Annotated in this window: 21 protein-coding genes; 8 read left to right on the top strand and 13 right to left on the bottom strand. The window is 33.6% G+C overall.

The window, feature by feature from the left end:
* Positions 1 to 157: 157 nt before the first annotated feature.
* The 3 genes from AC5ZCW_RS19420 to pyrH form a co-directional block, all read right to left on the bottom strand.
* Positions 158 to 2,653 carry a DUF5686 family protein gene (locus AC5ZCW_RS19420; RefSeq protein ID WP_343545020.1) on the bottom strand — a complete coding sequence of 832 codons (2,496 nt, stop codon included), beginning with the start codon at positions 2,651 to 2,653 and terminating at the stop codon, positions 158 to 160.
* 119 nt (positions 2,654 to 2,772) lie between these two features.
* Positions 2,773 to 3,336 (bottom strand): ribosome recycling factor, encoded by a 564-nt coding sequence (frr, locus tag AC5ZCW_RS19415; protein ID WP_111425131.1) that lies wholly within the window; start codon positions 3,334 to 3,336, stop codon positions 2,773 to 2,775.
* 75 nt (positions 3,337 to 3,411) lie between these two features.
* Complete coding sequence (gene pyrH, locus AC5ZCW_RS19410; protein WP_111425130.1) at positions 3,412 to 4,119, bottom strand: UMP kinase; 708 nt, start codon at positions 4,117 to 4,119, stop codon at positions 3,412 to 3,414.
* A gap of 194 nt (positions 4,120 to 4,313) precedes the next feature.
* On the opposite strand from pyrH, the gene AC5ZCW_RS19405 reads away from it, so the two are divergent.
* Positions 4,314 to 4,931 carry a thioredoxin family protein gene (locus AC5ZCW_RS19405; RefSeq protein WP_343545021.1) on the top strand — a complete coding sequence of 206 codons (618 nt, stop codon included), beginning with the start codon at positions 4,314 to 4,316 and terminating at the stop codon, positions 4,929 to 4,931.
* A gap of 347 nt (positions 4,932 to 5,278) precedes the next feature.
* On the opposite strand, the gene AC5ZCW_RS19400 is transcribed toward AC5ZCW_RS19405, so the two are convergent.
* The 9 genes from AC5ZCW_RS19400 to AC5ZCW_RS19360 all read right to left on the bottom strand — a co-directional run bounded on the left by AC5ZCW_RS19400 (position 5,279) and on the right by AC5ZCW_RS19360 (position 14,862).
* Positions 5,279 to 5,842 (bottom strand): hypothetical protein, encoded by a 564-nt coding sequence (locus tag AC5ZCW_RS19400; protein ID WP_343545022.1) that lies wholly within the window; start codon positions 5,840 to 5,842, stop codon positions 5,279 to 5,281.
* A gap of 9 nt (positions 5,843 to 5,851) precedes the next feature.
* Positions 5,852 to 6,547, bottom strand: a complete 696-nt coding sequence (truB, locus tag AC5ZCW_RS19395; RefSeq protein ID WP_343545023.1) for a tRNA pseudouridine(55) synthase TruB — start codon at positions 6,545 to 6,547, stop codon at positions 5,852 to 5,854.
* Positions 6,547 to 7,344, bottom strand: a complete 798-nt coding sequence (locus tag AC5ZCW_RS19390) for an undecaprenyl-diphosphate phosphatase (RefSeq protein WP_095928299.1) — start codon at positions 7,342 to 7,344, stop codon at positions 6,547 to 6,549. Before AC5ZCW_RS19390 ends, truB begins: the two co-directional genes overlap by 1 nt.
* Positions 7,345 to 7,446: 102 nt before the next feature.
* Positions 7,447 to 7,704, bottom strand: coding sequence for a DUF3098 domain-containing protein (locus AC5ZCW_RS19385; protein WP_496121322.1), 258 nt, complete (start codon positions 7,702 to 7,704; stop codon positions 7,447 to 7,449).
* A gap of 83 nt (positions 7,705 to 7,787) precedes the next feature.
* Entirely contained in the window at positions 7,788 to 8,663 is an 876-nt protein-coding gene (locus AC5ZCW_RS19380) for a cell division protein FtsX (RefSeq protein ID WP_177211875.1), read from the bottom strand.
* A 376-nt stretch (positions 8,664 to 9,039) separates the two neighbouring features.
* Positions 9,040 to 9,636: a molybdopterin-dependent oxidoreductase gene (locus AC5ZCW_RS19375; RefSeq protein WP_496121321.1), complete on the bottom strand. Its 597-nt coding sequence runs from the start codon at positions 9,634 to 9,636 to the stop codon at positions 9,040 to 9,042.
* A 19-nt stretch (positions 9,637 to 9,655) separates the two neighbouring features.
* Complete coding sequence (locus AC5ZCW_RS19370; protein WP_496121319.1) at positions 9,656 to 11,659, bottom strand: TonB-dependent receptor plug domain-containing protein; 2,004 nt, start codon at positions 11,657 to 11,659, stop codon at positions 9,656 to 9,658.
* Between the two features lie 73 nt (positions 11,660 to 11,732).
* Entirely contained in the window at positions 11,733 to 14,288 is a 2,556-nt protein-coding gene (locus tag AC5ZCW_RS19365; RefSeq protein WP_496121318.1) for a TonB-dependent receptor, read from the bottom strand.
* Between the two features lie 226 nt (positions 14,289 to 14,514).
* Positions 14,515 to 14,862, bottom strand: coding sequence for a winged helix-turn-helix domain-containing protein (locus tag AC5ZCW_RS19360; protein ID WP_496121316.1), 348 nt, complete (start codon positions 14,860 to 14,862; stop codon positions 14,515 to 14,517).
* Between the two features lie 248 nt (positions 14,863 to 15,110).
* On the opposite strand from AC5ZCW_RS19360, the gene leuS reads away from it, so the two are divergent.
* From leuS to AC5ZCW_RS19340, 4 genes are all read left to right on the top strand, one after another.
* Positions 15,111 to 17,990: a leucine--tRNA ligase gene (gene leuS / locus AC5ZCW_RS19355; protein ID WP_496121315.1), complete on the top strand. Its 2,880-nt coding sequence runs from the start codon at positions 15,111 to 15,113 to the stop codon at positions 17,988 to 17,990.
* A 309-nt stretch (positions 17,991 to 18,299) separates the two neighbouring features.
* Positions 18,300 to 19,148 (top strand): alpha/beta fold hydrolase, encoded by an 849-nt coding sequence (locus tag AC5ZCW_RS19350; RefSeq protein ID WP_496121314.1) that lies wholly within the window; start codon positions 18,300 to 18,302, stop codon positions 19,146 to 19,148.
* 1 nt (position 19,149) lies between these two features.
* Positions 19,150 to 19,623, top strand: coding sequence for an RNA polymerase sigma factor (locus AC5ZCW_RS19345; protein WP_496121313.1), 474 nt, complete (start codon positions 19,150 to 19,152; stop codon positions 19,621 to 19,623).
* Complete coding sequence (locus tag AC5ZCW_RS19340) at positions 19,610 to 20,206, top strand: hypothetical protein (protein WP_496121311.1); 597 nt, start codon at positions 19,610 to 19,612, stop codon at positions 20,204 to 20,206. Before AC5ZCW_RS19345 ends, AC5ZCW_RS19340 begins: the two co-directional genes overlap by 14 nt.
* A 73-nt stretch (positions 20,207 to 20,279) precedes the next feature.
* Here the strand turns inward: AC5ZCW_RS19340 and AC5ZCW_RS19335 are convergent, their stop codons facing one another.
* Positions 20,280 to 20,675 carry an MmpS family transport accessory protein gene (locus tag AC5ZCW_RS19335; protein WP_496121309.1) on the bottom strand — a complete coding sequence of 132 codons (396 nt, stop codon included), beginning with the start codon at positions 20,673 to 20,675 and terminating at the stop codon, positions 20,280 to 20,282.
* Between the two features lie 166 nt (positions 20,676 to 20,841).
* On the opposite strand from AC5ZCW_RS19335, the gene AC5ZCW_RS19330 reads away from it, so the two are divergent.
* The 3 genes from AC5ZCW_RS19330 to AC5ZCW_RS19320 all read left to right on the top strand — a co-directional run bounded on the left by AC5ZCW_RS19330 (position 20,842) and on the right by AC5ZCW_RS19320 (position 24,263).
* Positions 20,842 to 22,854: a tetratricopeptide repeat-containing sensor histidine kinase gene (locus AC5ZCW_RS19330; protein ID WP_496121308.1), complete on the top strand. Its 2,013-nt coding sequence runs from the start codon at positions 20,842 to 20,844 to the stop codon at positions 22,852 to 22,854.
* Entirely contained in the window at positions 22,844 to 23,473 is a 630-nt protein-coding gene (locus AC5ZCW_RS19325; RefSeq protein ID WP_496121307.1) for a response regulator, read from the top strand. The genes AC5ZCW_RS19330 and AC5ZCW_RS19325 overlap by 11 nt, the downstream gene beginning before the upstream one ends.
* 103 nt (positions 23,474 to 23,576) lie before the next feature.
* Entirely contained in the window at positions 23,577 to 24,263 is a 687-nt protein-coding gene (locus tag AC5ZCW_RS19320) for a zinc metallopeptidase (protein WP_095928287.1), read from the top strand.
* Positions 24,264 to 24,297 lie beyond the last annotated feature (34 nt).

The raw sequence follows: 24,297 nt of genomic DNA, 5'->3' as shown, positions 1-24,297 counted from the left end.
GCCACGAATTCACGAATTTTAATGAATTTCTTTACGCTGTACTTGTCGATAAATTGCACCAATTACTAGCTGAAATTCGTGAAATTCAGTCGTAAAGTTTTTGCAAAATTTAAGTACATAAATTTGTGAATTCGTGGCGAAAAAATGAATTTAAAAATTAAAGCCCCAAATCAAGAACATAAGAAATCTTAACCGCGATATTGTCTTCAAATCTCATTAACTGATTTGGTCCATATCTATAGAATCCTCCAAGACCGAAACCTTTAAAGATTTTGTTCAATTCGATTCCTGATTCAAAATAACCTTTATCCAAAGTTTTGTAAGCTGGACCAACATGCTGTTCAGGTTTTTCCATACTTCCCCAAGCCATTCTTGTAACTAAAACTAGAGATGGTCTTACTTTTCTCAAAATTGTAAGTCGGTCAAAACCATGTTTAATTTGAAACATTAGATATTGGCTTGAAAAGAATTCATTAAAATACATGGTTTCAAAAGCATTTCGTCCTGCAAAAGTGATACGCTGAACAACAGTTTCTTTAGTTAAGTTATTCGGAGCAGTGTTGTACAAATGCGTTATAGGAACATCTCCCATTGCCAAACCAGCTTGTAAAAGCAAACCTGTTTTCTGGCGGTTTAAGTATTGTTTTTCGTATTCGGCTTTAAAATCTATTTTGCTAAAAGTAAAATCATTTTCAAAAACATTTGGCAAAGATTGAGTATATTGAAAAGTAAACCTCGGAAATTTTTTATCGCTTTCGTTTCTTCCCGTCGGAGTTTGCATATAATTACTAAAAGGTGCCCAGACAATAGAAAGCATTGCTGTGGTCATAATATAATTAGAATACAGTTTTCCGTTTAGGTTATACAGATAGTCAAATTTTGGTTCAATATAATTTCGCGAAAGTTCTAAAACAGCCTCTGTTTTCGGAATAAATTTGGTTTGAACATTTGCGCGCCATCCCACATATTCGTAAAAAGTACTAATGTTGATTGGACGCGGATCGTAAATTTTAAAAACGCGTTTATCAACGCTAAAAACGGTACTTGCTATCTCTCGAACATCGTCAGCATAATAACCATTAAGCCAAGTGTTGGTGTGTTTGTCTAACAAAACGCCACCACCGACGCTGTATTTAAAAACACCATCTTTCGTTCCGTAAGCACCATAGCCTTCAACACGGAAATATTTAGACAAACGGTCATTTGTAATCCCACCTATACCAAGACGAAAACCTTCATAATTGTTGTAGCTTATAATCTTTTTTAAATCTAAATCGACTGGGCCAATTGGGTAAAAACCGTTAATGATTTTTCGTCCAATCCCTAAACGTTTTTCAATTCTATTTCGAACAGAAAGGCTGTCGAGTAATAGGTAGGTTTTCTGGCTTTTTAAGTCGAGATTCTCTTTTCGGTATGCTTCCCAGAAGCTTTCTGGCTTTTTGGCCGCATCGTCTTTTATTTCGATGTAAAGTGAAGGGTTTTTTATTGGAGCGTCGGTATTCACGCGAATATCAAAACTATTACTTTCTGAAAGCAGATAGGTAAAATCGGAAGCCACTTTTTTTCTGCGTTCTAAATTTTCTTCAACATCTCCGTCAAATTGAATCGTACCGCCTAAAATTCGAATATCGTCATCATTTTTTCCTTTTACGATTTTAAAAGTGGTATTGCTCTGAAACCAGATTTTCTCTTTCGGAATATATTCAAATTCATGAATGCCGCTAATGTCTAAAACGCCTTTAACACGCATTACCGCTTTCGCGACAGCGTAATTTTCTTTATCAATATATAAAACCCCTTCTAGTCCTGAAGCTCTGTGTTTTGATTTGTTTTTGAAATAAATCATGTATGTATCGCGGCCGCGAATACTTACAGTGTCTAGCAGTTTGTAGTTGTAACTTGAAGTAGCATTTTTCGAAATCGGATTTTCGTATTTAGTTTCAAATAATTCGTATTTCGAATCATAAATTGAAATAGATTGAAGGTTGAAAGCAAGAACTTCATAAATAGGCTGTTTGAAACCAGCAATTTTTGTTCCTAGAACGGTTTCTTTCAATTTGTTATTTCCGAATTGATATTGCGAAACTTTCTCCGTCTGAAACAAATGCTGCTTGCTTACAATTTCTTTAAATTTATAATCGGAAGAATCGATATTGATGATTTTTTTATTTAAATCTTTGTACGCCGCCGAAGTATCAATACGGCCGTCAATCGAATCGGGATTTGCCGTTACAATAAGTTTGTTATAGGTTTTATATTCAAAATTATTGAGCTTTTTCTGAGGATCGTTTGTAGCTTTATTGGCAATAACTTTTTTTATTATCGTTAGAGCCGGGTTTTCATTAGAAACAACAACTTCTTTTAAATCATCGGTTTGTTGTAAAAGTGAGATTGAATAAAAAGTTTTGCTGTTGATTAAAGCAATGGTTTTTGACTTAAAACCTATATAAGAAACAGTAAGTGATGTGGCTGAGTTACTAATTTTGAAAATAAACTTACCGTCAACATCTGTAATTGTGTTATTGTTTTCTGAAGTGGTAATGGTGGCAAACGGAAGTGGTTTGTTGTTTGAATCGGTTACGATTCCGTTTATTTGAATTTGCGCCTGAAGGGTAAGCGTAAAAAACAAAGTCAAAAAACAAAATAGCTTCATACAGAATGATATAGTTTCAAAAACGAAAAGAATTGAATTTTCGTATGCAAAAATAGCAATAAAAAAATCCGTCTGGTACAATAAACCAAACGGATTTTTATTTTATAACCAAATCTTACTTATACTTTCATGATTTCGGCTTCTTTTGCAGCCAATAACTCATCAATTTTTTTAATGTAAGCGTTTGTTAAGTTCTGAACTTCTTCTTCTGCTGATTTACAGATGTCTTCTGAAGTTCCTTCTTTTTCTAATTTTTTGATATCAGTATTAGCATCTTTACGAGAATTACGAATACCAATTTTAGCATCTTCAGCTTCAGATTTTGCTTGTTTAGCTAAATCACGACGACGCTCTTCTGTTAATGGTGGTACGCTAATGATTACCATATCTCCATTATTCATTGGGTTGAAACCAATGTTAGCGATTAAGATTGCTTTTTCAATTGCTTGCAGCATATTTTTTTCAAATGGCTGTAATGTAATTGTTCTAGCATCTGGAACACTAATTTTAGATACTTGAGAAAGCGGAGTTGCAGATCCGTAATAATCTACAAAAACACCTCCAAGCATAGCTGGAGAAGCTTTTCCTGCACGAATATTAAGAAATTCTTTCTCTAAGTGTGCAATAGTACCATTCATTGATTCCTCAGTACTTTCTAAAATAAAGTCTATTTCTTCAGTCATTTTTTCTTTAGTTTTCAGTTTTCATTCTCAGTTTTCAGTTAAAGTCTTGCGCGACTGTAAAACTGTTACTGATGACTATATATTTACTACAGTTCCGATATTTTCGCCTTCGCAGATTTTCAAAAGGTTTCCGATTTTATTCATATCAAAAACAACGATTGGCAATTTATTTTCTTGGCTTAAGGTAAATGCAGTAGTGTCCATTACATTTAATCCTTTTTTAAGTACGTCGTCAAATGAGATAAAATCAAATTTTACAGCAGAAGCATTTTTTTCTGGATCAGAGTCATAAACACCATCAACGCGAGTTCCTTTTAAGATAACATCAGCATTAATTTCAATACCTCTTAAAACTGCAGCAGTATCAGTTGTAAAATATGGATTTCCAGTTCCAGCTCCAAAAATTACAATTCTGCCTTTTTCAAGGTGGCGGTCAGCTCTTCTTTTAATGTATGGTTCAGCAATAGATTCCATTTTCAAAGCGGTCTGCAGACGCGTTTTCATTCCTTTATCTTCAAGAGCGCCCTGCAAAGCCATTCCGTTAATTACAGTTGCAAGCATTCCCATATAATCTCCTTGCACTCTGTCCATTCCTGAGCTTGCTCCGGCAACGCCTCTAAAAATATTTCCTCCTCCAATAACAATAGCAATTTCTACTCCTTTGTCGTGAATCTGCTTGATTTCATCTGCATATTCGCCTAATCTTTTCGGGTCAATACCGTATTGTAAATCACCCATTAAGGCCTCGCCGCTAAGTTTAAGAAGAATTCTTTTATATTTCATGTGTGTGTTGCGTTAATTTGTGCAAATATAGACATATTCTGATTTTTAAAAATAATGTTTGCAAAAAATTAATTCACGGTGCAATTTTAAGTATACAAAGGTTTCACAGTTATTTAATTTGAAATGTGACAAATGTCATTTTCTCCGTCTTCCTAAAATTTGTATTTTTATTGTATCCTAAAAATGAAACAAATATGAAAAGCATCGTAGCCAAAGCATTATTCAATAGTCATTCTTATGCTGAATACAGAAAAATAGTTACCGATTTATTGATTGAAGGAAAATCAACAGGAAACGAACAATCTGAAAGTTTGACCAATTACACCAAATTGAACGAAGCCAGAATGAACAGGCTGGAAAAAACGATAACAGTTTCTGATGCTATTTCTGAAAAACTTCAAAACTTAGACAATCACTATATCTGGTTAGTGCTTTCTGAAGGTTGGTGTGGAGATGCAGCTCAAATTCTTCCTATCTTAAATAAAATGGCTTTGGTTTCTCATAAAAAGATCGATCTGAGAATTGCATTTCGTGATGAAAACGATGATTTGATGAGTCACTATCTTACCAATGGCGGAAGGGCAATTCCAAAAGTGATTATTATTTGTAAAGAAGCTGGAATTGTACGAGCCGATTGGGGACCAAGACCAAAAGGAGCAACTGAATTAATGGCAAAGCATAAAAGAGAAGTTGGTGCTATTGACGAAAAAATAAAAACGGATCTGCAATTATGGTATTTGGCAGACAAAGGAATTTCGACACAAGAAGAATTAGTCGAAATTATGGAGAATATTAAATATAATCGTTTGTAGATTTTGCTTAATGTGTTGATAAACAACTGAATTGGTTGATAAAATTATCTTAAAGTATTTTCATACTGCTTTAAATTTTGTAACTTAGTAAAACTAATCCCACATCTATTATAGCTTTCAGATTTACTCTTTTTATTGGTGTTTTATTTAATGTTCAACAATTAAAAAGTACACTATTATGAAAAAGTTATTCGAAAGATTTTATGATTTCTTTTCTAAATTTTTATTTGGAGGGAAGAATGTGCCTCACTATTAAACTGAGATAAGTATGAAATAACTTTACTTATTTTTAGGAGCATGGCACATTACTTTCAAAATATGTAATGTGCTTTTTTTATATCAAATATTTAGTCTGCTTCTGATGATGAGTAGTAAAAGAAATCCTGAAGAGTTATTCCAAAAGAAATCATGCCAATACTTTTTTGATTGTGAAGTGGAAAATCATAATCACAGATTTCTGCAAAAAGAATAAAATCGTCTGAGCCAATTCCGAGTTTTATTTTTTTGTATTCTCCATTCAAATTGCCACGTCCTATGGCAAACCCTTTTCCGTAACCAACCTGTAGCATAATTCGCGTTTCTGGTCCCACTTTTGGACTTAAACCAAGATTTAAAAACACAGGAACAGCAACAAGTTTATCATCCCATTTCCAGTCAATACCACTGTGAATACCGAATGTTAGCCATTTTTTATAATGAACTCCATACCCAAGTTTTGAGCCTAAACCATTTGGGACTAGAAAAGCATTTGAGGATGTTGATTCTGAGTCGTAATAATCGTTTGTGTTATTAGGGTTTCCTGTTATAGAAACAGCAAAATCAAATTGTGCGTATGTGAATTTAGTTGCCTGACTATGTATAAATGAATTAAAAAAGGTAATAAACGCAATAGTCAGTAAAATTCTCTTCATACAAGGTTTTTATTTTTTTAGGAGTTCTTCTTCAAACAAAGTAATATCAATCGCATTTTTCACATCGTAATCACCAATTTTAGTTCGGCGCAAAACAGTTAAATGTGATCCAGAATTCATAGCTTTCCCAAAATCGTAAGCTAAAGAACGAATGTACGTTCCTTTAGAACAAACTACTCTAAAATCAACTTCTGGTAATGCAATTCTTGTAATTTCAAATTCGTGAATAGTAGTTTTTCTGCTTGCAATTTCAATAGATTCTCCTGCACGAGCATGCTCATATAAACGAACACCATCTTTTTTAATTGCAGAAAAAATTGGTGGTTTTTGGTCGATTTCGCCCAAAAATTGTTTTACCGTTTCATGAATCAAAGCTTCGTCAATATGTTCTGTTGAAAAAGTCTGATCGATTTCGGTTTCTAAATCATACGATGGAGTAGTGGCTCCAATATAAAAAGTTCCCGTATATTCTTTTGCCTGACCTTGAAGTTCTGAAATTCTTTTGGTGAATTTTCCTGTGCAGATCAATAAAAGCCCCGTTGCCAAAGGATCTAAAGTTCCTGCGTGGCCAATTTTAAATTTTTTCGGAAGTCCGACTTTGTTAATTAAAAGATACTTTAATTTATTGACAGCTTGAAATGAACTCCATTTTAAAGGTTTGTCTATCAATAGAACCTGTCCTTCTAAATATTCTTCGGGAGTCATTATATGATGGTAAGCGGATGAATAAAAAAGTGAATCAATAATAAAATGATTCCGGCAATGATTCGGTAATAACCAAAAACTTTGAATCCGTTTTTAGTCAAAAATCCGATAAAAGTTTTAATTGCCAATAATGCTACAGCAAAAGCAACAATATTCCCAATAACCAACATGTTTACTTGGTCGTGAGATAATTCAAAACCAGCTTTGTAATAATCATAGCATTTTTTTGCAGTTGCTCCCAACATTGTTGGAACGGCTAAGAAAAATGAAAATTCTGCGGCTGTAGTTCTTGATAATTTTTGAGACATTCCCCCAACAATACTGGCTCCGCTTCGAGAAACTCCAGGAATCATAGCGATACATTGAAATAATCCAATTTTGAAAGCTTGTAAATAACTGATTTCTTGAGAAGTTTCAGCTGTATTTGGATTGTTAAACCATTCATCTACTTTTAATAAAATAATACCTCCAATTAAAAGCGAAATAGCAACGGTAACTGGATTTTCTAATAAACCATCAATGAAATCGCTTAATAATAAGCCTAAAACTACCGCTGGAATAAAAGCAACAAGAAGTTTAAAGTAAAAATCAAAAGTTTGAAAGAAACGTTTGAAATATAAAATTACAACCGAAAGTATCGCGCCAAGCTGAATTACAATAGTGAAAAGTTTAGTGAAATCGTCATGAGCGATTCCAAAAAAAGAAGAGGCAATAATCATGTGTCCTGTAGAAGAAACAGGCAAAAACTCTGTAATTCCTTCAATAATGGCAAGAACAATAGCTTGTAGTGTATTCATTTAATTTAGATTATTAGATTTTAGACAGCTTAGACTTCTTAGATTTAAAAAGATTAATTTAATAATCTAAAGATCTAAGAAGTCTAAGCTGTCTGAGAAAGTCTATTTAGATTTTTTGAAAATAGAATAAATCGTGATTCCAAAACCGATTAAAACAGTTGTCGGTGCTAAACGAATACGTCTAAAGTTAAAAATTTCTTCGTTAAAAACATTTGGATCTTTACTTCCTCCGCCAGACATTAAAATAAATCCTAGTGCAATTACAGCAATACCAATTAATAAAATCTTATAATTGATGCTGTCAAAAAGGAATTCCTGTTTTTGACCTTGTTGTTCTTCTTTATTATTGTTGTTTTTCATCTTTATATGTTTGTCAGCCTGATCGAAGGTGAAGGCATTTTTTTTAAATCTAAAATCTGCAATCTAAAATCTGCAATCTAAAATTAGTAAAGATCGTCAGTTCTTAAATTCAAGAAACGCTGTGTTGCAAAATGTGTGCTTACCCAAGTAATTAGGACTCCTAATCCGAAAACAGCCACTAAAACCAAACCAGTTAAAGCTTTGTCTTCTAGAATTCCTAAACCAGGAAAATTTGTATCTACATAAAGTAAAAGTGCGATTAAAGCAATAATGGCTAAACCAGCGCCAAGCATTCCAAGTTTTACACTTCGCATTACAAATGGTTTACGGATAAACGCTTTTGTAGCTCCAACCATTTGCATAGTTTTGATAATAAAACGATTTGAATGTATAGATAAACGCAATGAACTATTGATTAATAAAACTGCAATTACTGTCAAGAAACCGCTGATGATCAAAATCCACATACTTACTTTTCTAATGTTGTCATTTACAAGATTTACCAATTGTTTGTCGTAAACAATATCTGAAATCATAGCATTTTTACGAAAGTTGCTTTCAATCTTAACGATGCTGTCTCTTTCTACATAATCTGCTTTTAAGTGAATGTCGTATGAATTCAATAACGGATTTTCTCCCAAAAAGGTTAAGAAATCTTCTCCGATAATATCAGTATGTTCTTTTGCCGCTTTTTCTTTCGATACATAAACAAAAGATTTAGCAAAAGGCGCTCTTTTAAGTTCGGTGTTGAATGCTTTGATAATACTATCATTCGCTTCATTTTTGAAGAAAACGGTCATGGCGATTTTTTCTTTAAAATCATCTGCCAACTGTTTCGAATTAATAATGAATAATCCTAGTACACCCAAAAGGAATAATACCAAGAATACACTTAAAACTACCGAAAAATAAGAGGAAATTAACCTGCGCTTTTGAAATTTATCAAAGTTAGAACTCATAGTTTGCTTAAATTATGTGGTAAAAATAATAAAGAATTTCTTTATTTAAAGTTAATAACAAACTTTTATACTTAAAAGTACGATTTAAATCTTGAATAAAAGTTTTTATTTAACCGCAAAGTACGCAAAGCTTTTCGCAAGGTTCGCAAATAAAAAGTATAGCCACAGATTAAAAAGATTAAAACGATTTTTTATAATCTGTGTAAATCCTTTTAATCTGTGGCAAAAAAAACGAAAAGCCTTTCGCAAGGTTGGTAAAGTAAAAAATAAAGCCACAGATTAAAAAGATTAAAACGATTTTTTTAAAATCTGTATAAATCCTTTTAATCTGTGGCAAAAAAACTTAGAACCTTAGCATCTTAGTACCTCAGAACCTTTACTTAACCTTATAAACTTCAATACTTTTTAGCCAATAAACATGTCGTGGCCCAGTCTTAATATCATTTTTGCAAATCGCGATCATCTCTCCGTTTTTAACTGGTTTCCCATTTTCTTCAAAAAGGATATAGGCATTTTCTCCCGTTGGATTATTGAAAAGCTCTGCCCATGAAAAAGTGGCTTTATAATCGTCTGAAGCTCTAGCTACGATATAGAAGTTTCGGTCCTTATGCCCATTTTGTTTGATTTTGGCTTTTTCTAAAATATCTTTCAAAAGAACGCCTTTACACACTTTATTGTCTTTTTTTACTTCACCGCTTTGGCACACTACTTTAAAATCATCAAGCGTAACGACTTTCATCTTTTTTAAGGAATCGACGGTTAAGTTTAAAGGAAATTCGACATCGCCTTTTACTTCTATCGAATGATTAACCATTTTCAAACTGTCTTCTGGAGTTAAGACAGGATGTTTGTCATTGTCTGTTTTTGCGGTTTTTTCTGTAGTAGCGGTTTCTTGTTTATCTTTTTTAGAAGAATTGCACATGGCGCATGAAAATGCAATCAGTAAAACGAGAATATAATTTTGTGTTTTCATATAAAATATAATTTTTGAATTAGTTAAAATTGAAAAAACGAAGGGTCACAAAAAAATTACGTCCTTCTTCTGGGTAACCTTCTACAAGACTATAATTTCTATCAAATATATTGTTAACTCCGGCATCTAGACTAAAATTTTTAGAGATTTTTCCGGAACCATATAAATTCAAAAGAGTATAATCTGGAACTCTAGCGCCATAACTTGTGCTGAAACGTGGCGAATTGAATTCGGCATTGGCAATGAATCGAAGTATTTTAATCGGGCTATATTCTAAAGTTCCCATTACTTTCGTGTTAGGAACATCTGTAAAATGAATATTTGGGTTCGTTATATTTTTTCTTTCGATATAAGTGTAATTCAAATTCAAAGAAAGGTTTTCTAATACAGTATAATTCAACTGAGCTTCAACTCCTTTATAATCGGCTTCACCAAAATTCTGCATTTGAGATTTTCCTGGTTCAACATTATTGACACTCAATATTGCGTCTGAAAGCGAACTATAGAAAAGTGCTGTTTGAAAAGTGATTTTTTCGAAAAGATTGGCCGTATAATTCAATTCGTAATTGATTGCTTTTTCAGGTTTTAAATCTGGATTGGGAATCGCTGTTCCCATTCTATAAGAATATCGATCCTTGATAGTGGCAAATCTGGTTTTTTGTGAAACGGTTGCTCCTAGTTTTTGCTGATTGTTTAATTGATAGAAAAATCCAACTTGTGCATTAAAAGCATCACTTGCTCCCGCATCTGGAAAATCTGAAATAACTTTTGTAGTGCTATTATAATCTTCGGCTTCATTGTTTTTTCGAATGTTGTAACTAATACCTGGAATTACGGTAAATTTTGAACTGACTTTATAAATATCTTCAATTCCAATTAAAACCGTGTTGTCTATAAAATGACGAACGGGTTCGCCAAGATTGTTCTCACGGTGAACATCTTCTTTAAAATGAAAAGCAATTTTTAAATCATTTTTAGGAATTATTTTGGTGTTGTATTCCAAGTTTCCTCCGAAGGTATAATCGTTGTAAATACTTTCAAAAGCATAAGGTTTTGTTTGAGTCGAATAAGTAGCATCGTCGTAACTATCTAATGTATTTTTAAATCGGTCAAAATACAATCTAGTTTTGAAACTATTTTTATCATCAAAAGCAGAATTAGAAATAAAATAAAAACTTTCTTTATCCCAATTGGGCCATTGCCAGTAACGAGGTTTTAGCAAAAGCGAATTTTGTGTGTCGTAACCCGTATAAACAGGATTTCCTTTTTCGCCCTGCTGATTGATGTACCCAATTGCATATTCGCTTTTGTCAGTTGGAGTCCACCCAACTTTAAAACTAATTTTTTGATCTGTTCGATACGAATTGTCTCTTTGTCCACCATTTTCATTGGCGGTTGGAATAAAATTAGAAGACATTCTATAGGAGTTTCTATCCAAATAAGAGAAACCTCCTTGAATATAGAATTTTCCTAAGTTCGAACCAATATTTACATTTCCTCTGTAGCCGTTCTCGTTAATCATTCCTAAAGAACCATCGTATTCCAATTTTTTAGAAGGCTTTCTCGAAATCAGATTTATTGCGCCTCCAAGCGAATTTGGCCCATAAAGTACAGATGAAAATCCTTTTGAAACATCAACAGCTGCTAAATCGAAAGTGGTAAATCTAGCCAAATCAACATAACCATCATACGGAACATAAACTGGAATTCCGTCCATATAAACAGGAACTTGCCTCAAATCAAAGCCACGAACAGAAACCATAGATTCGTTTCTTGGTCCAGAAGCAGTTAAACTGACTCCAGGCAGCATATTTAAAGCTTTTGAAACCTCCATTTTATTTTGAGATTCCATTGCTTTTGAAGTTATTCGATTTAAAGTGTCTTTGTTTTGATGATTGCTAATGATAACTTCTCCAAGATTAAAAACGTTTGAAATTTTGAGAGAATCTGTGGTTTTCGAATTGTTTTGCTGTGAAAATCCGATGAACGGAAATAGCAGAAAGACTAATAATTTTGGTTTCATAAAAATAGTTTTTTCAGTATGTTTTAAAATGAATACTGCTGGTTGAAAATAGATTTTTTGGTTAATTGCTTTTTTAAATTTTATTGGTTTCCCAAACTAATGACAAATAATATAATCCGCCAATTGATGGTCCGCCGAGAATTGAAGTATAAGGTTTGTTCAGAATATTTGTTCCTCCTAATTTTGCTGAAATGCCTTTTTTGAAAGCATAGTTTACTTGCGCATCCATTGACCAATATGCAGGAACGGTTCCGCTGACCAAGAAAGAAACATAATCAAAGTTGTTTTGATAGCGTGCCGTAACGCTTGCGCCAAGACTTTTCCAGATATTTTGAGCAATCAATGTTCCGTTTACGTTAAATTCTGGAGTGTTGAAACCGTCTTCCAAACCATCTTTATCATCAGTCCTGTCCAATTTTGTATAAGTAAGATTTGTTAAAGCGCTGAAAGTATTGTCAAAACGATATTTCAAACCTAAACTTCCTCCATAATTGTAAATTTTACTTTTAGAATTGGTCCAAAGCCTGTAGCGATTTTGAGTGTTTTTAGAATATAAAGCAGTCGGAATCAAATTTGGATCTGTCGTGTTGGGAATACTCGCTTCAACTTGCGCGATGAAGTTTTTATATGAGTTGTAATAGAAATCGGCATCTATAAAAAGATTTCTGTTTAAAGCGATTCCTCTAAAACCAACTTCAAAGGATTTTACAAATTCAGGTTCTAAATAGGTATACGGATTTTTCTGAATCGTATTTTTATTTTTTTCGATGGCTTGCGCTTGAGTTAAACCATTTGTATTGACATCGGTATTGACCTGCGCTTGAAATTTATCAATTGAAGCTTTGGTGTAAGAGTTTTCGAAAATTCCGTCAGACATAATACGCAATCCGCCAACACGTTTTACACCGCCTGAATTTACATTCGAAAATCCTTCAAAAATACTCGGAAAACGATAACCGTTTTGGTAAGAAGCTCTAAAATTTATGGTTTCTTTTGGAGAATAAACTGCTGTGAACTGAGGCGTAAATTTCGCATCAAAATAATCTGCTTTATCCATTCTAACAGTTGCGCCCAAACGTAATTTATCTGAAAAGAAATCTTTTGTCACTTGCGTGAAAGCGCCAGTTTTTTGATACGTCAGATTTTCGTCAGCATGAACTGGATTGATGAAATAATTTCCATCGGGAACAATAATGTAATTTCTATAATCGACACCGCTCAAAAGTTTCGCATCAATTTTTTCGAAAAAAGAAGCGAAAGCTTTGTCCCAATTAATTAATCCTTCGCCATGAACCAAAGTCGATTTTACTCGCAAAGCCGCACCAATATCCCAATTGTTGATATCGATTAATTCATTTTTCTTTTGTTCGTAAGCTTTCGTTCCTGGTAAAAAACGACCTGCATCAGATTGTGTTCTGGCAATTCTGTGTGCGTCGGCAACGCTTGCTCCGCTAGCGACGGCATTTTTATAAGCAGTGCTGTAATCGGCAAACCATTTATCATCCGATTTATAAGCGCGATCCATATTTTCTGCCAAAGAACGCATGTTGTAAGAATCGCCAGTATTTTCGGTTGTAGCGTAGGCTTTTACCTGAAAAATAGGAGTATGATAATCGGCAGAAAATTGATTTAAAGTATAATTATCTAAACGAAATCTATTTGAACGCTGATAAATAGTATTGATTAAGGCTGTTTTGTAAGTCACAGAAAGTTCGTGATCTTTCTTTGGTCGAAAATACAATCCAAAATCAGCTTTGTAATTTTTGATTTCGTAGTCAGAAATGTCAGTTTCTCGATAACCCGTTCTGGCAACCACATAATTTTTGCCATTTAAGTTTAAAGTTTTTCGATTTGCCGATTCGTTCCCGTAACCGTTTACTTCGTCATAAGCCGGATTATCTGCGCCAAACAAACCTGTCGAAGCATTTGCATTTGGAGCCAAATCGGTTCTGTCATCTGCAACCCAGTCTGTTCCGCCTGTAGTTGATGCATTGATTTTAAACGCCCATTTTTCATTGAAAGCTTTAGCTAATCTCAAATTAAACTGCGAATATACTTTCGGTGAAAATCGATCTATATTGCCGACATGATTTACTCCAGTTAATTGCTGGATAGCGATTCCCTGATATTCAAAAGGATTTTGGGTCTGAATATTTGCTAAACCATTAATAGCATTCATCCCATACAACGCGGCTGCCGTTCCGGGAATAATTTCGATTTTATCAATATCCAAATCATTTGCACCTAAAGCGTTTGCAATTGGAGCGCCCAAGTGCGGAGCTTGATTGTCGATTCCGTCTACCAATTGCGCAAATCTTACATTGGTAGAGTTGGCAAAACCTCTCGTATTTATAACTTTAAAACCCAAACTTGGCGTAATAATCTGAACGCCTTTTACATTTTCTAGCGCTTCGTAAATACTTGGCGATCCCATTGCTTTGGCTTCCGCCGATTTTAACTGTTCAATACTTATAGGTGAATGCATTAATTTTTCAGAACGACGAGAAGCTGTAATGACAATCTCATTCAGTTCTTCTTTTTTTATGCTATCTCGGGTTTTCGAATTTTGTATTTGAGAAAAACTTTTCAGGCTTATAAAAACAAAGAATAAATATAGTTTTTGGTTCATGGTTTTTTGGCTGTTAAATTCAGTATGTTTTAAAATGAATACTGATGGTTAAAAAAATATGGTTTTGGTTTTTTTAAACATATAGAGACATAGATTTTATTTTTCTAATTAAAGATTGTAAAAAGAAACCAGTTTCTAAAACATAGATTTGCTATGTGTATTTAAATTAAGTGAAACGCCTTTTTACGATTGCTAAAGCTATGTTTCTATGTGTTTAAATATATTTTTAAAACTTCAAATTCTGAGTTTCTTTTGTTGCAAACTCTTTAATACGTTTTTCGACTTCATAAAAAACAGTGATAGCTCTTTCTCCTGCTTCAGTCAATCGTGCTCCTCCGCCACCTTTTCCTCCGAGAAGTTTTTCAACTAACGGACTTTTAGCACGCTGATTCATTTCTTCAACCAGTTGCCAAGCCTGACGATACGCCATTTTCATTTCTTTTGCGGCATTGGTAATCGAACCTGTTTTTTGGATATTTTCCAGTAACCAGATTTTCCCTATTCCAAGAAAAGCGCCTTCAGCTTCTTCAATCCAAACACGAACTTCGACGCTATATTTTTTACTGTCAGCCATTTTAATTTTTTAAATGCTATTCAAAAATAATTCTTTTCTGATAAAAGTATTCTGTCTACGCAATATATTTTCTAAGTATTAAAATGCAAACATAAGTATTTTTACGTAATTAAAAATAAGTATTTTGTTATTTTATTTGTTTGTCAGTGAAATAGCTTTGCTACAATCCGCAATAAATGTAAATTTGCGCGATAATTAATTAGTGAAAAGCTTAGAACCTTAGTAACTTAGAATCTTAGTCACTTAAAATGAAATACAATCCAAACGAAATTGAAGCCAAATGGCAAAAATATTGGGCAGAAAATCAAACTTTTGCAGCAAAAAATAACTCTGAAAAACCGAAACATTATGTTCTCGACATGTTTCCTTATCCATCTGGAGCAGGACTGCACGTTGGGCACCCGCTGGGTTATATAGCTTCAGATGTGTATTCTCGTTTCAAGAGACATCAAGGTTTCAATGTTTTGCACCCAATGGGTTACGATAGTTTCGGATTACCTGCAGAACAATATGCGATTCAGACAGGACAACGTCCAGAAGATACAACGCGTGTAAATATTGACGGTGGAGTAGACAAAGAAGGAAAACAAATTGCGGGTTACAGAAAACAATTAGACAAAATCGGATTCTCATTTGACTGGGCGCGTGAAGTGCGTACATCAAATCCTGATTATTACAAACATACGCAATGGATTTTTATCCAATTGTTTAATTCTTGGTATTGCAGAAAACAAGGAAAAGCATTTGATATTTCAGAGCTTGTAACTGTTTTTGAAGAAAGCGGAAATGCATTGGTTGAAGCAGTTTGCGACGATAATGTTGCGATTTTTACTGCTGACGAATGGAACTCTTATTCTGAAGAACAAAAAGAGAAAATCTTGTTGCAATACAGGATGACGTATTTGGCAGAAACCGAAGTAAACTGGTGTCCAGGCTTAGGAACTGTTTTGGCAAATGACGAAATTGTAAACGGAGTTTCAGAACGTGGAGGCTTTCCTGTTATAAGAAAAAAAATGACACAATGGAGTATGCGAATTTCTGCTTATGCCGAACGCTTGCTTCAGGGTCTAAATGATATCGATTGGAGTGAGTCAATCAAAGAATCTCAAAGAAACTGGATCGGTAAGAGTGTTGGTGCAATGGTGACTTTCAATGTAATACCAACAACCAACAACCAACAACCAGAAACTATTTCTGTTTTCACTACTCGTCCTGATACTATTTTTGGAGTTACTTTTATGACTTTGGCGCCAGAACATGATTTGGTAGCCAAAATTACAACTCCAGAACAAAAAGAAGCTGTTGAAGCGTATATCGAAAAAACAGCAAAACGTTCAGAGCGTGAGCGTATGGCCGATGTAAAAACCATTTCAGGAGTTTTCACAGGAGCTTATGCTGAACATCCTTTTACAAAAGAAGCTATTCCGGTTTGGATTGGCGATTATGTTTTGGCTGGTTATGGAACAGGCGCTGTAATGGCGGTTCCTTGTGGCGACGAAAGAGATTATGCTTTTGCTAATTTCTTTAAAGGTCAGAATGGAATGCAGGAAATCAAAAATATCTTCGCTAATGTTGATATTTCTGAAGCAGCTTACGGATCAAAAGACAATGTTGAAATTACAGCTTCTGATTTCTTAAATGGATTAAATTATAAAGATGCGACAGCAAAAGCAATTTATAAATTAGAAGAAATAGGACAAGGAAAAGGTAAAACCAATTACCGTTTGCGTGATGCTGTTTTCTCTCGTCAGCGTTATTGGGGAGAACCATTCCCAGTTTATTATGTGAACGGATTGCCTAAAATGATTGACGCACAACATTTGCCAATTATTTTGCCAGAAGTAGAAAAATATTTGCCAACAGAAGACGGTTTGCCTCCATTAGGAAATGCAGCTGTTTGGGCTTGGGATACAAAGCAAAATAAAGTTGTCAATACCGATTTAGTTGATAATGTTTCGATTTTTCCTTTAGAATTGAATACAATGCCGGGTTGGGCGGGAAGTTCATGGTATTGGATGCGTTATATGGATGCGCACAACGAAAATGAATTTGCTAGCAAAGAAGCTTTGGCTTACTGGGAAAATGTAGATTTATACATTGGAGGAAGTGAGCACGCAACTGGTCACTTATTGTATTCTCGTTTCTGGAATAAATTCTTAAAAGACAAAGGTTTTGCTCCAACTGAAGAACCATTCAAAAAACTGATTAATCAGGGAATGATTTTGGGAACGACGGCTTATGTTTACAGATTAGAAGGTACAAATACTTTTGTATCTAAAAATAAAATTGAAGGTCAAAATGTACAGCCAATTCGTGTTGATGTTCATTTTGTAAATTCTTCGGATGAATTAAATATCGAAAAGTTCAAAGCTTGGAGAGAAGATTTCAATACCGCAGAATTTATTTTTGATGAAAACGGAAAATACATTGTAGGCCGTGAAGTCGAAAAAATGTCGAAATCATACTATAATGTGGTAACGCCAGATGATATTTGTAATGAATATGGTGCTGATACATTACGTTTATACGAAATGTTCTTAGGGCCATTAGAACAGGCAAAACCTTGGAATACTGCTGGGATTTCTGGTGTATTTGGTTTCTTGAAGAAATTATGGAGATTGTATTTTGATGATAACGGTTTAATCGTAAACAACGAGGAACCAACAAAAGACAACTTAAAATCGTTGCACAAAACTATAAAAAAGGTTGCAGAAGATATCGAGAATTTCTCTTTCAATACTTCAGTTTCTCAGTTTATGATTTGTGTAAACGAATTGTCTTCGCAAAACTGTCATTCAAGAGCGATTTTAGAACCATTAGCAATTTTGGTTTCGCCTTATGCACCTCATATTGCAGAAGAATTATGGTCACAGTTAGGACATACAACTTCAATCTCAGAAGTTTCTTTCCCTGCTTTTGAGGCAAAACATTTAGTGGAGACGAATAAAGAATATCCAGTTTCTTTCAACGGAAAAATGCGTTTTACAATCGAATTGCCTTTGGATTTAACCGCAGCACAAATCGAAGAAATCGTAATGAAAGACGAAAGAACTCAAAAACACTTAGACGGAAGAACACCAAATAAAGTGATTATTGTTCCTGGAAAAATCATCAACCTTGTAGGTTAATTATTTTAAAATTTCAATATAAAAATTCCAAATTCCAATTTTACGATTGGGGTTTGGGATTTTTTTTATTTTTTTCGCCACGAATTCACGAATTTTTATTCTCAAAGATTATCAAAAATAATTCGTGAATTCGTGGCCGAAAATTACCCGAATCAGTTTGGAATTTGGAATTTTTTTATTGGAATTTTCCCCGTAAACATTGGAATTTGAAATTTTTTTATTGAAATTTTCATTCCCGTTGTAACATTTTAATAGTTGTCGTATCAAAAGCATGGATCCGATTTAATTAACAACTTAAAACTATTAAAAATGAAAAAGTATATCATCTTAATTATCGCATTCTTATTCTCAGCATTATGCCTAAATGTTTTCGGACAAACAAAACAATTTCCGTTTGAGGTTTTAAAAACTGGAAATGGAGATCAATCTATTATATTTATTCCGGGCTTTGCATCTTCTGGAGATGTTTGGAATGAAACCAAAGCCGCATTCGAAAATAATTTTACCTGCTATACACTTACAATGGCTGGTTTTGCAGGAAGAAAAGCACAGCCAAATGCTTCATTTGAAAATTGGAAAAACGGAATTGCCAATTATATCAAAGAAAATAATATTGAAAAACCAATCTTAATTGGTCATAGTATGGGAGGTGGACTTGCGCTTGCTATTGCGGCTGATTATCCAGATTTGATTAGTAAAATTGTAGTGGTAGATGCGCTTCCTTGTTTAGCTGCTTTAAATGATCCTGCTTTTAAATCAAAAATAAATAATGACTGCTCTTCAACAGTAAATCAAATGACGGGTATGAGCAATGATCAGTTTTATGATATGCAAAAAAAGACCATGCCAAGACTTCTAGCAGATGCATCTAAGCAGGATATGGTGGTAGATTGGAGTGTAAAATCAGACAGAACAACTTTTGGGCAAATGTATTGTGACTTTTTCAATATCGATTTAAGAGAAAAAATCGCACAGATTAAATGCCCGGCTTTAATTCTATTAGAATCTTATTTTATAAATTTAAAACCAGCAATTGAAGATCAGTATAAAAATTTAAAAACTGCAAATTTTCAGTATGCGACAAATGGCTTGCATTTTATTATGTACGATGATACCGCTTGGTACATGGAGCAGTTAAACAATTTTATTAAAGTTTAAAATGGAATTCGAAGAAATCTACAAAACGTATTGGGACAGAATTTTTAGGCTTTGCATGGGATTTGTAAACGATTACGACGCCGCTCAAGATTTGGCTCAAGAAACTTTTATAATTGTCTGGCAGAAGTTGGAAACTTTTAGAAATGAATCTTCTATTGGAACTTGGATCTTTAGAATAGCTTCCAATAATTGTCTGAGACAGATAGAAAAACAAAAGCGTTTTCCAAAATCAGAATTGCCGATTCATCTTTCAGAAGAAAAACAAACATCATTAGAACCTCAGATTCAATTCTTATATAAGTGTATTGCTGAGCTTCCAGAAACCGATCGTATTATTATCTCGTTAGAATTAGAAGATATCAAACAAGCAGAAATCGCTAAAATCGTCGGACTTTCTGAAGCCAATGTTAGAGTGAAAATTCATAGAATTAAAGAAAAACTGACTCAAAAATTTAAAGAAAATGGACAACGATAACAATATAGATTTTAAAGATTTATGGAAAAAGCAATCCGTAAATCAGCCAGACATGACCGATTTGCTGGCGCGAATAAATAAGTTTAAGAAAACAAGTTTGCGTTGTTTATGGGTTACAAATATTTTGCTTTTTGCAACCAGTGCTTTCATTGCCTTTATTTGGTTTTATTATCAGCCACAATTTATTTCAACTAAAATCGGAATTGTTTTGACGATTTTGGCAATGTTGATTTATTTACTGGTTTACAACAAACTATTAGGGGATTATAAAAATATTGAAGCAAATCAGACTAATCAAGAATATTTGCAAAATCTGATTTTAATTAAAAAGAAACAAAACTTCATGCAGACGAAACTGATGACTTTGTATTTTGTTCTGTTAACCGTTGGAATTTGCCTTTATATGTATGAGTATGCGAGTAAAATGACTCCTTCAATGGCAATTTTAATATATGGAATCACATTATTCTGGATGTTGTTTAATTGGTTTTACATTCATCCAAAACAAACCAAAAAACAGCAGGAAAAAATAAATAGTCTAATTGAAAAATTTGAAGAAGTCAATCATCAATTAGAATCATAAAAAAAAGAAGCTTCGCAATTGCGAAGCTTTCTTTTACCAAAAACAAAAATCTAAAATTTTAAATTTCTATAAACTATTGCGGGAACACGAAAGTGCCAGGAACTGCAACGATTGTGCCATCAGCTTTTGCTTTAGCGGTCGTTTCTTGTTCTACTTTTCCTCCAACGTAAATTTTTATAGTTAAAGTTTGATCGACAACACCTCCATGGCCTGAAACTTGGATTCCAACGGCGCTAGTACTTGCAGAAGCAGTAAATTCTTTAGTCCAAGGTAATTTGGTGATATCTACACTTTGTGCAGCATTTCCTGATTCCATATAAGCAGCATCCATCTGTCCAGAAAAGTTTCCTGTTACTTCATATTTAACGTCTCTTGAGTTATTTCCGCCTTTATCATCATCACTGCTGCAAGAAACTGCTGTAAAAGCAAGAGTCATTACAATTGCTAAGGTTTTCAAAATTGATTTCATAGTATATATTTAATTAATAGTAAGATCTACAACAAAATTAGACCCTTACTTACGGGACGGCAATACCTGATAAAATGTATTTTTTATTACCTGATATCAGGTAAAAGCAAGCGGTTTCTTTTCGAAAGTCATTAAGCTTTAATAACTTTGAGTAAATGCCATATTTATGAAGAAAATCTACGCCTTTTTATTTTTTTTATTTTTCACTGCAATTTCCAATTCACAAGTAATTCTTTCATTAGATGATGATACTGTTTACATTGACAGTATTGTTAAGATCACAAAAAATACAAAATCCGATAGTGTCAAATGCTTAAATAGTTTCAGGTTGTCAAAACTATTTTTGATGGCGCAGGATGCAAAAAAATCTAAAGAATATCTTCAGGAAGCGAACAAGCTTAAAGCCAAATTTCCTTTTCTAAAAGATGCTTCTGTTTTTTATAATGCCTACAGTTTTATAGAAAAAGGCGATTTAGATGGTTTTGAAAAAGCCTTGCTCGAAGCCAATTCTAAACTCAAAAAATACCGAAATAAAGAAGCTTATAAACTTCGTGCCGTGATACTCCAGAATTATGGTCTTATACAGCAACGCAAGAACAACGAAAATGCTTATATGAGATTGTTGATAAACGAAGCCATTCCTATTGCTAAAAAAAGTGGTGATTATGAATTAATCAGCGCTTTAAATAAAGCAGTAGCCATTATTTTTATGAATAATGATGAACGCGAAAAAGCAGCTGAATATCTCGATCAGGCGCAGAAATATATAGAAAGCGCGACTAAAAAATCTGCAACTTTAGCAGAGTCTAAAATGGAAACCTATATTATAAATGCAGAGAATTTAGTCGAGCTGAAACATTTTTATGATGCTAAAGAAATTTTAGATAAAGCTTATGAGACTTTAGAAAAATTTCCGGAATCCAATTTGAATGATTCTTATTTTTATTCGGAAGGACTTTATTATGCCAAACAAAATAAACATGACGAAGCATTGGTGAGTTTTGAAAAAGGAATTAAATCTGCAGAAAATCATAATAATGCTATTGCGGTAAACAGATTGAAATTTGCAGAATATGAAGTGCTTTTTAAACTGAAAAATTACGGCAAAGCCAAAAGTAATTTGGAATATTTGATCGAAAAAACGCCTTTTATTGTAGATAAAAAGAATTATTACAAAGAGCTGTCTAAAGTTTATAATGCTACGAAAGAATATCCGAAAGCGTATTATTATTCGAACAAATACAATGTTATAAACGATAGTTTAAACGATGCTAAACTGAAAAGTGAAATTGTAGAGCTTGAAGCAAAATATAAAAAAGCAGAAAGTGAAAAGAAAATTGGTCTGTTGCAGTCAGAGAATGAGAAAGCAGTTCTTCAGGTTAATAATAATCGTTTGAATATGATGCTTTTTGCCGTGCTTTCATTTGTTTTGTTTCTGACGGTTTTGTTTTTATGGAGCTGGAATAATTATCAGAAAAAAATAAGTTTTCAGAAAGAAGTAAATCATAAACAGGAACTCGAGGCATTAGAAAATCAGCAGAAATTATCGATTTCAAATGCTTTGATTGAAGGAGAAGAGATAGAGCGTAAAAGGATTGCAAGAGATCTCCACGACGGACTCGGAAGTATGCTTTCTGGTCTTAAAATGCATTTGAATCTGCCCGATCGTGAGAAGAATGAAAATGCGTCTAATATAAATGGCATGCTGAATGACTCCATTAAAGAACTTCGTAATATTTCTCAAAATTTAATGCCCGAAAGCTTGATGAAATTGGGTCTCGAGCATGCGCTTAGAGATTTATGTGCTTCACATTCGACTGCCGAAACAACAATTGAATTTCAGTATTTGATAAAAAAAACAACCTTGCCTCAGCATTTTAAAATCATGATTTTTAGAATCATTCAAGAGCTTTTAAATAATGCCTTAAAATATGCCAAAGCATCGCAGATTCTGGTTTCCTGCTCGCAGAACAAAGATGTCTTTTTTATTACTGTAGAAGATAACGGAATTGGCTTTAATTTGGAATATGCAGAAAAAAGGGACGGAATGGGCTTGCGAAACATTAAGAACCGTGTGGCTTTTTTGAATGGAAAAATAGAAATTGATTCAGTTTTGGATAAAGGAACTTCGACCTATATAGAATTAAAATATAACCCAAATCATGATTATGAAGTATAAAACGGTAATAGTAGACGATCATCCGATTGTGATTTCTGGAATTTCTGGTTTGCTGTCGGATTTAGATAATATAGAAATTGTACAAAAATTCGAATCCGGAATTGCGCTTTTAGATTATATCGAAGACAATAAAGTTGATTTGATTTTAATGGATATTTTTCTTCCCGTTATAAATGGAGTTGATTTGTGTAAAACAATTAAGCAAAAGCATCCTAAAATTGTAATTATAGGTATGAGCAGCCAGTCTGAAAGAAGTTTGGTTATGCAATTCATTCAGAATGGAGGAAACGGATATATTCTTAAAAATGCTTCTTTTGATGAGTTTAAAGAATGTATTTACAAAGCTATTGATGGCGAAATTGTTTTTAGCGAAGAAGTAAAAACCATAATCAGCCAGCCTTTGTCTGAAGATTTGGAAAGAATTCCAGGTTTAAGCCGAAGAGAACGTGATATTGCTTTATTGCTATCGCAAGGAAAATCGACTCAGGAAATAGCCGACGATTTGTTTTTGAGTTTTTTAACCGTTCAAACACACCGACGCAATATTCTTCAGAAGTATAAAATGAAGAATGTGGCAGAATTAATTGCTTTTTTGCTTAAAAACAATATGCTGAATTAGGTCAAAAATGGTAAAATGATGTCAAAATGGCATTTTGTTAAAATGGTTCGCAATTTGCGGTTTGTTTTGTAAATTTAAAAATCAATCTAAAAACACAAAAAAAATGGGATCAGGATATTTAATTATTGCTGGAGCTATCATGTTGTTCAGCTGGCTGGTAAGCTCGCAGCTGAAAAGTAAATTTGAATTGTATTCGAAATTGCAATTACGAAACGGAATGAGCGGAAGAGAAATTGCTGAAAAAATGCTTGCCGATAACGGAATTACAGATGTTCGTGTGATTTCAACGCCAGGTCAGTTAACAGATCATTATAATCCTTCAGATAAAACAGTCAATTTAAGTGAAGCAGTTTATAACCATCGTAATGCAGCCGCAGCCGCTGTTGCAGCGCATGAATGCGGTCACGCCGTACAGCATGCAATTGGTTACGAATGGCTTACAATGCGTTCTAAGTTAGTGCCGATTGTAAGTGTTGCTTCAAATTATGTACAATGGATTTTAATTGCAGGAATCTTAATGATTAAAGTTTTTCCTGGATTATTATTAATCGGAATTATCATTTTCGCGGCAACAACTTTGTTCTCAGTTATTACGCTTCCGGTCGAATATGATGCAAGTAATCGCGCTTTGGCTTGGCTAGAAAACAAACATATGCTTACGCAAGAAGAACAAGCTGGAGCAAAAGATGCTTTAAAATGGGCAGCAAGAACTTATGTCGTGGCTGCGATTGGTTCAATAGCAACGTTGTTGTACTATATATCAATTTATTCTGGAAGCAGAAGGAATTAATTAGTTAATTGAGATAATTAGTCAATTAGATAAT

The organism is Flavobacterium sp. PLA-DH12 (assembly GCF_059511845.1).
This window is presented reverse-complemented; position numbering and strand designations above follow the sequence as displayed.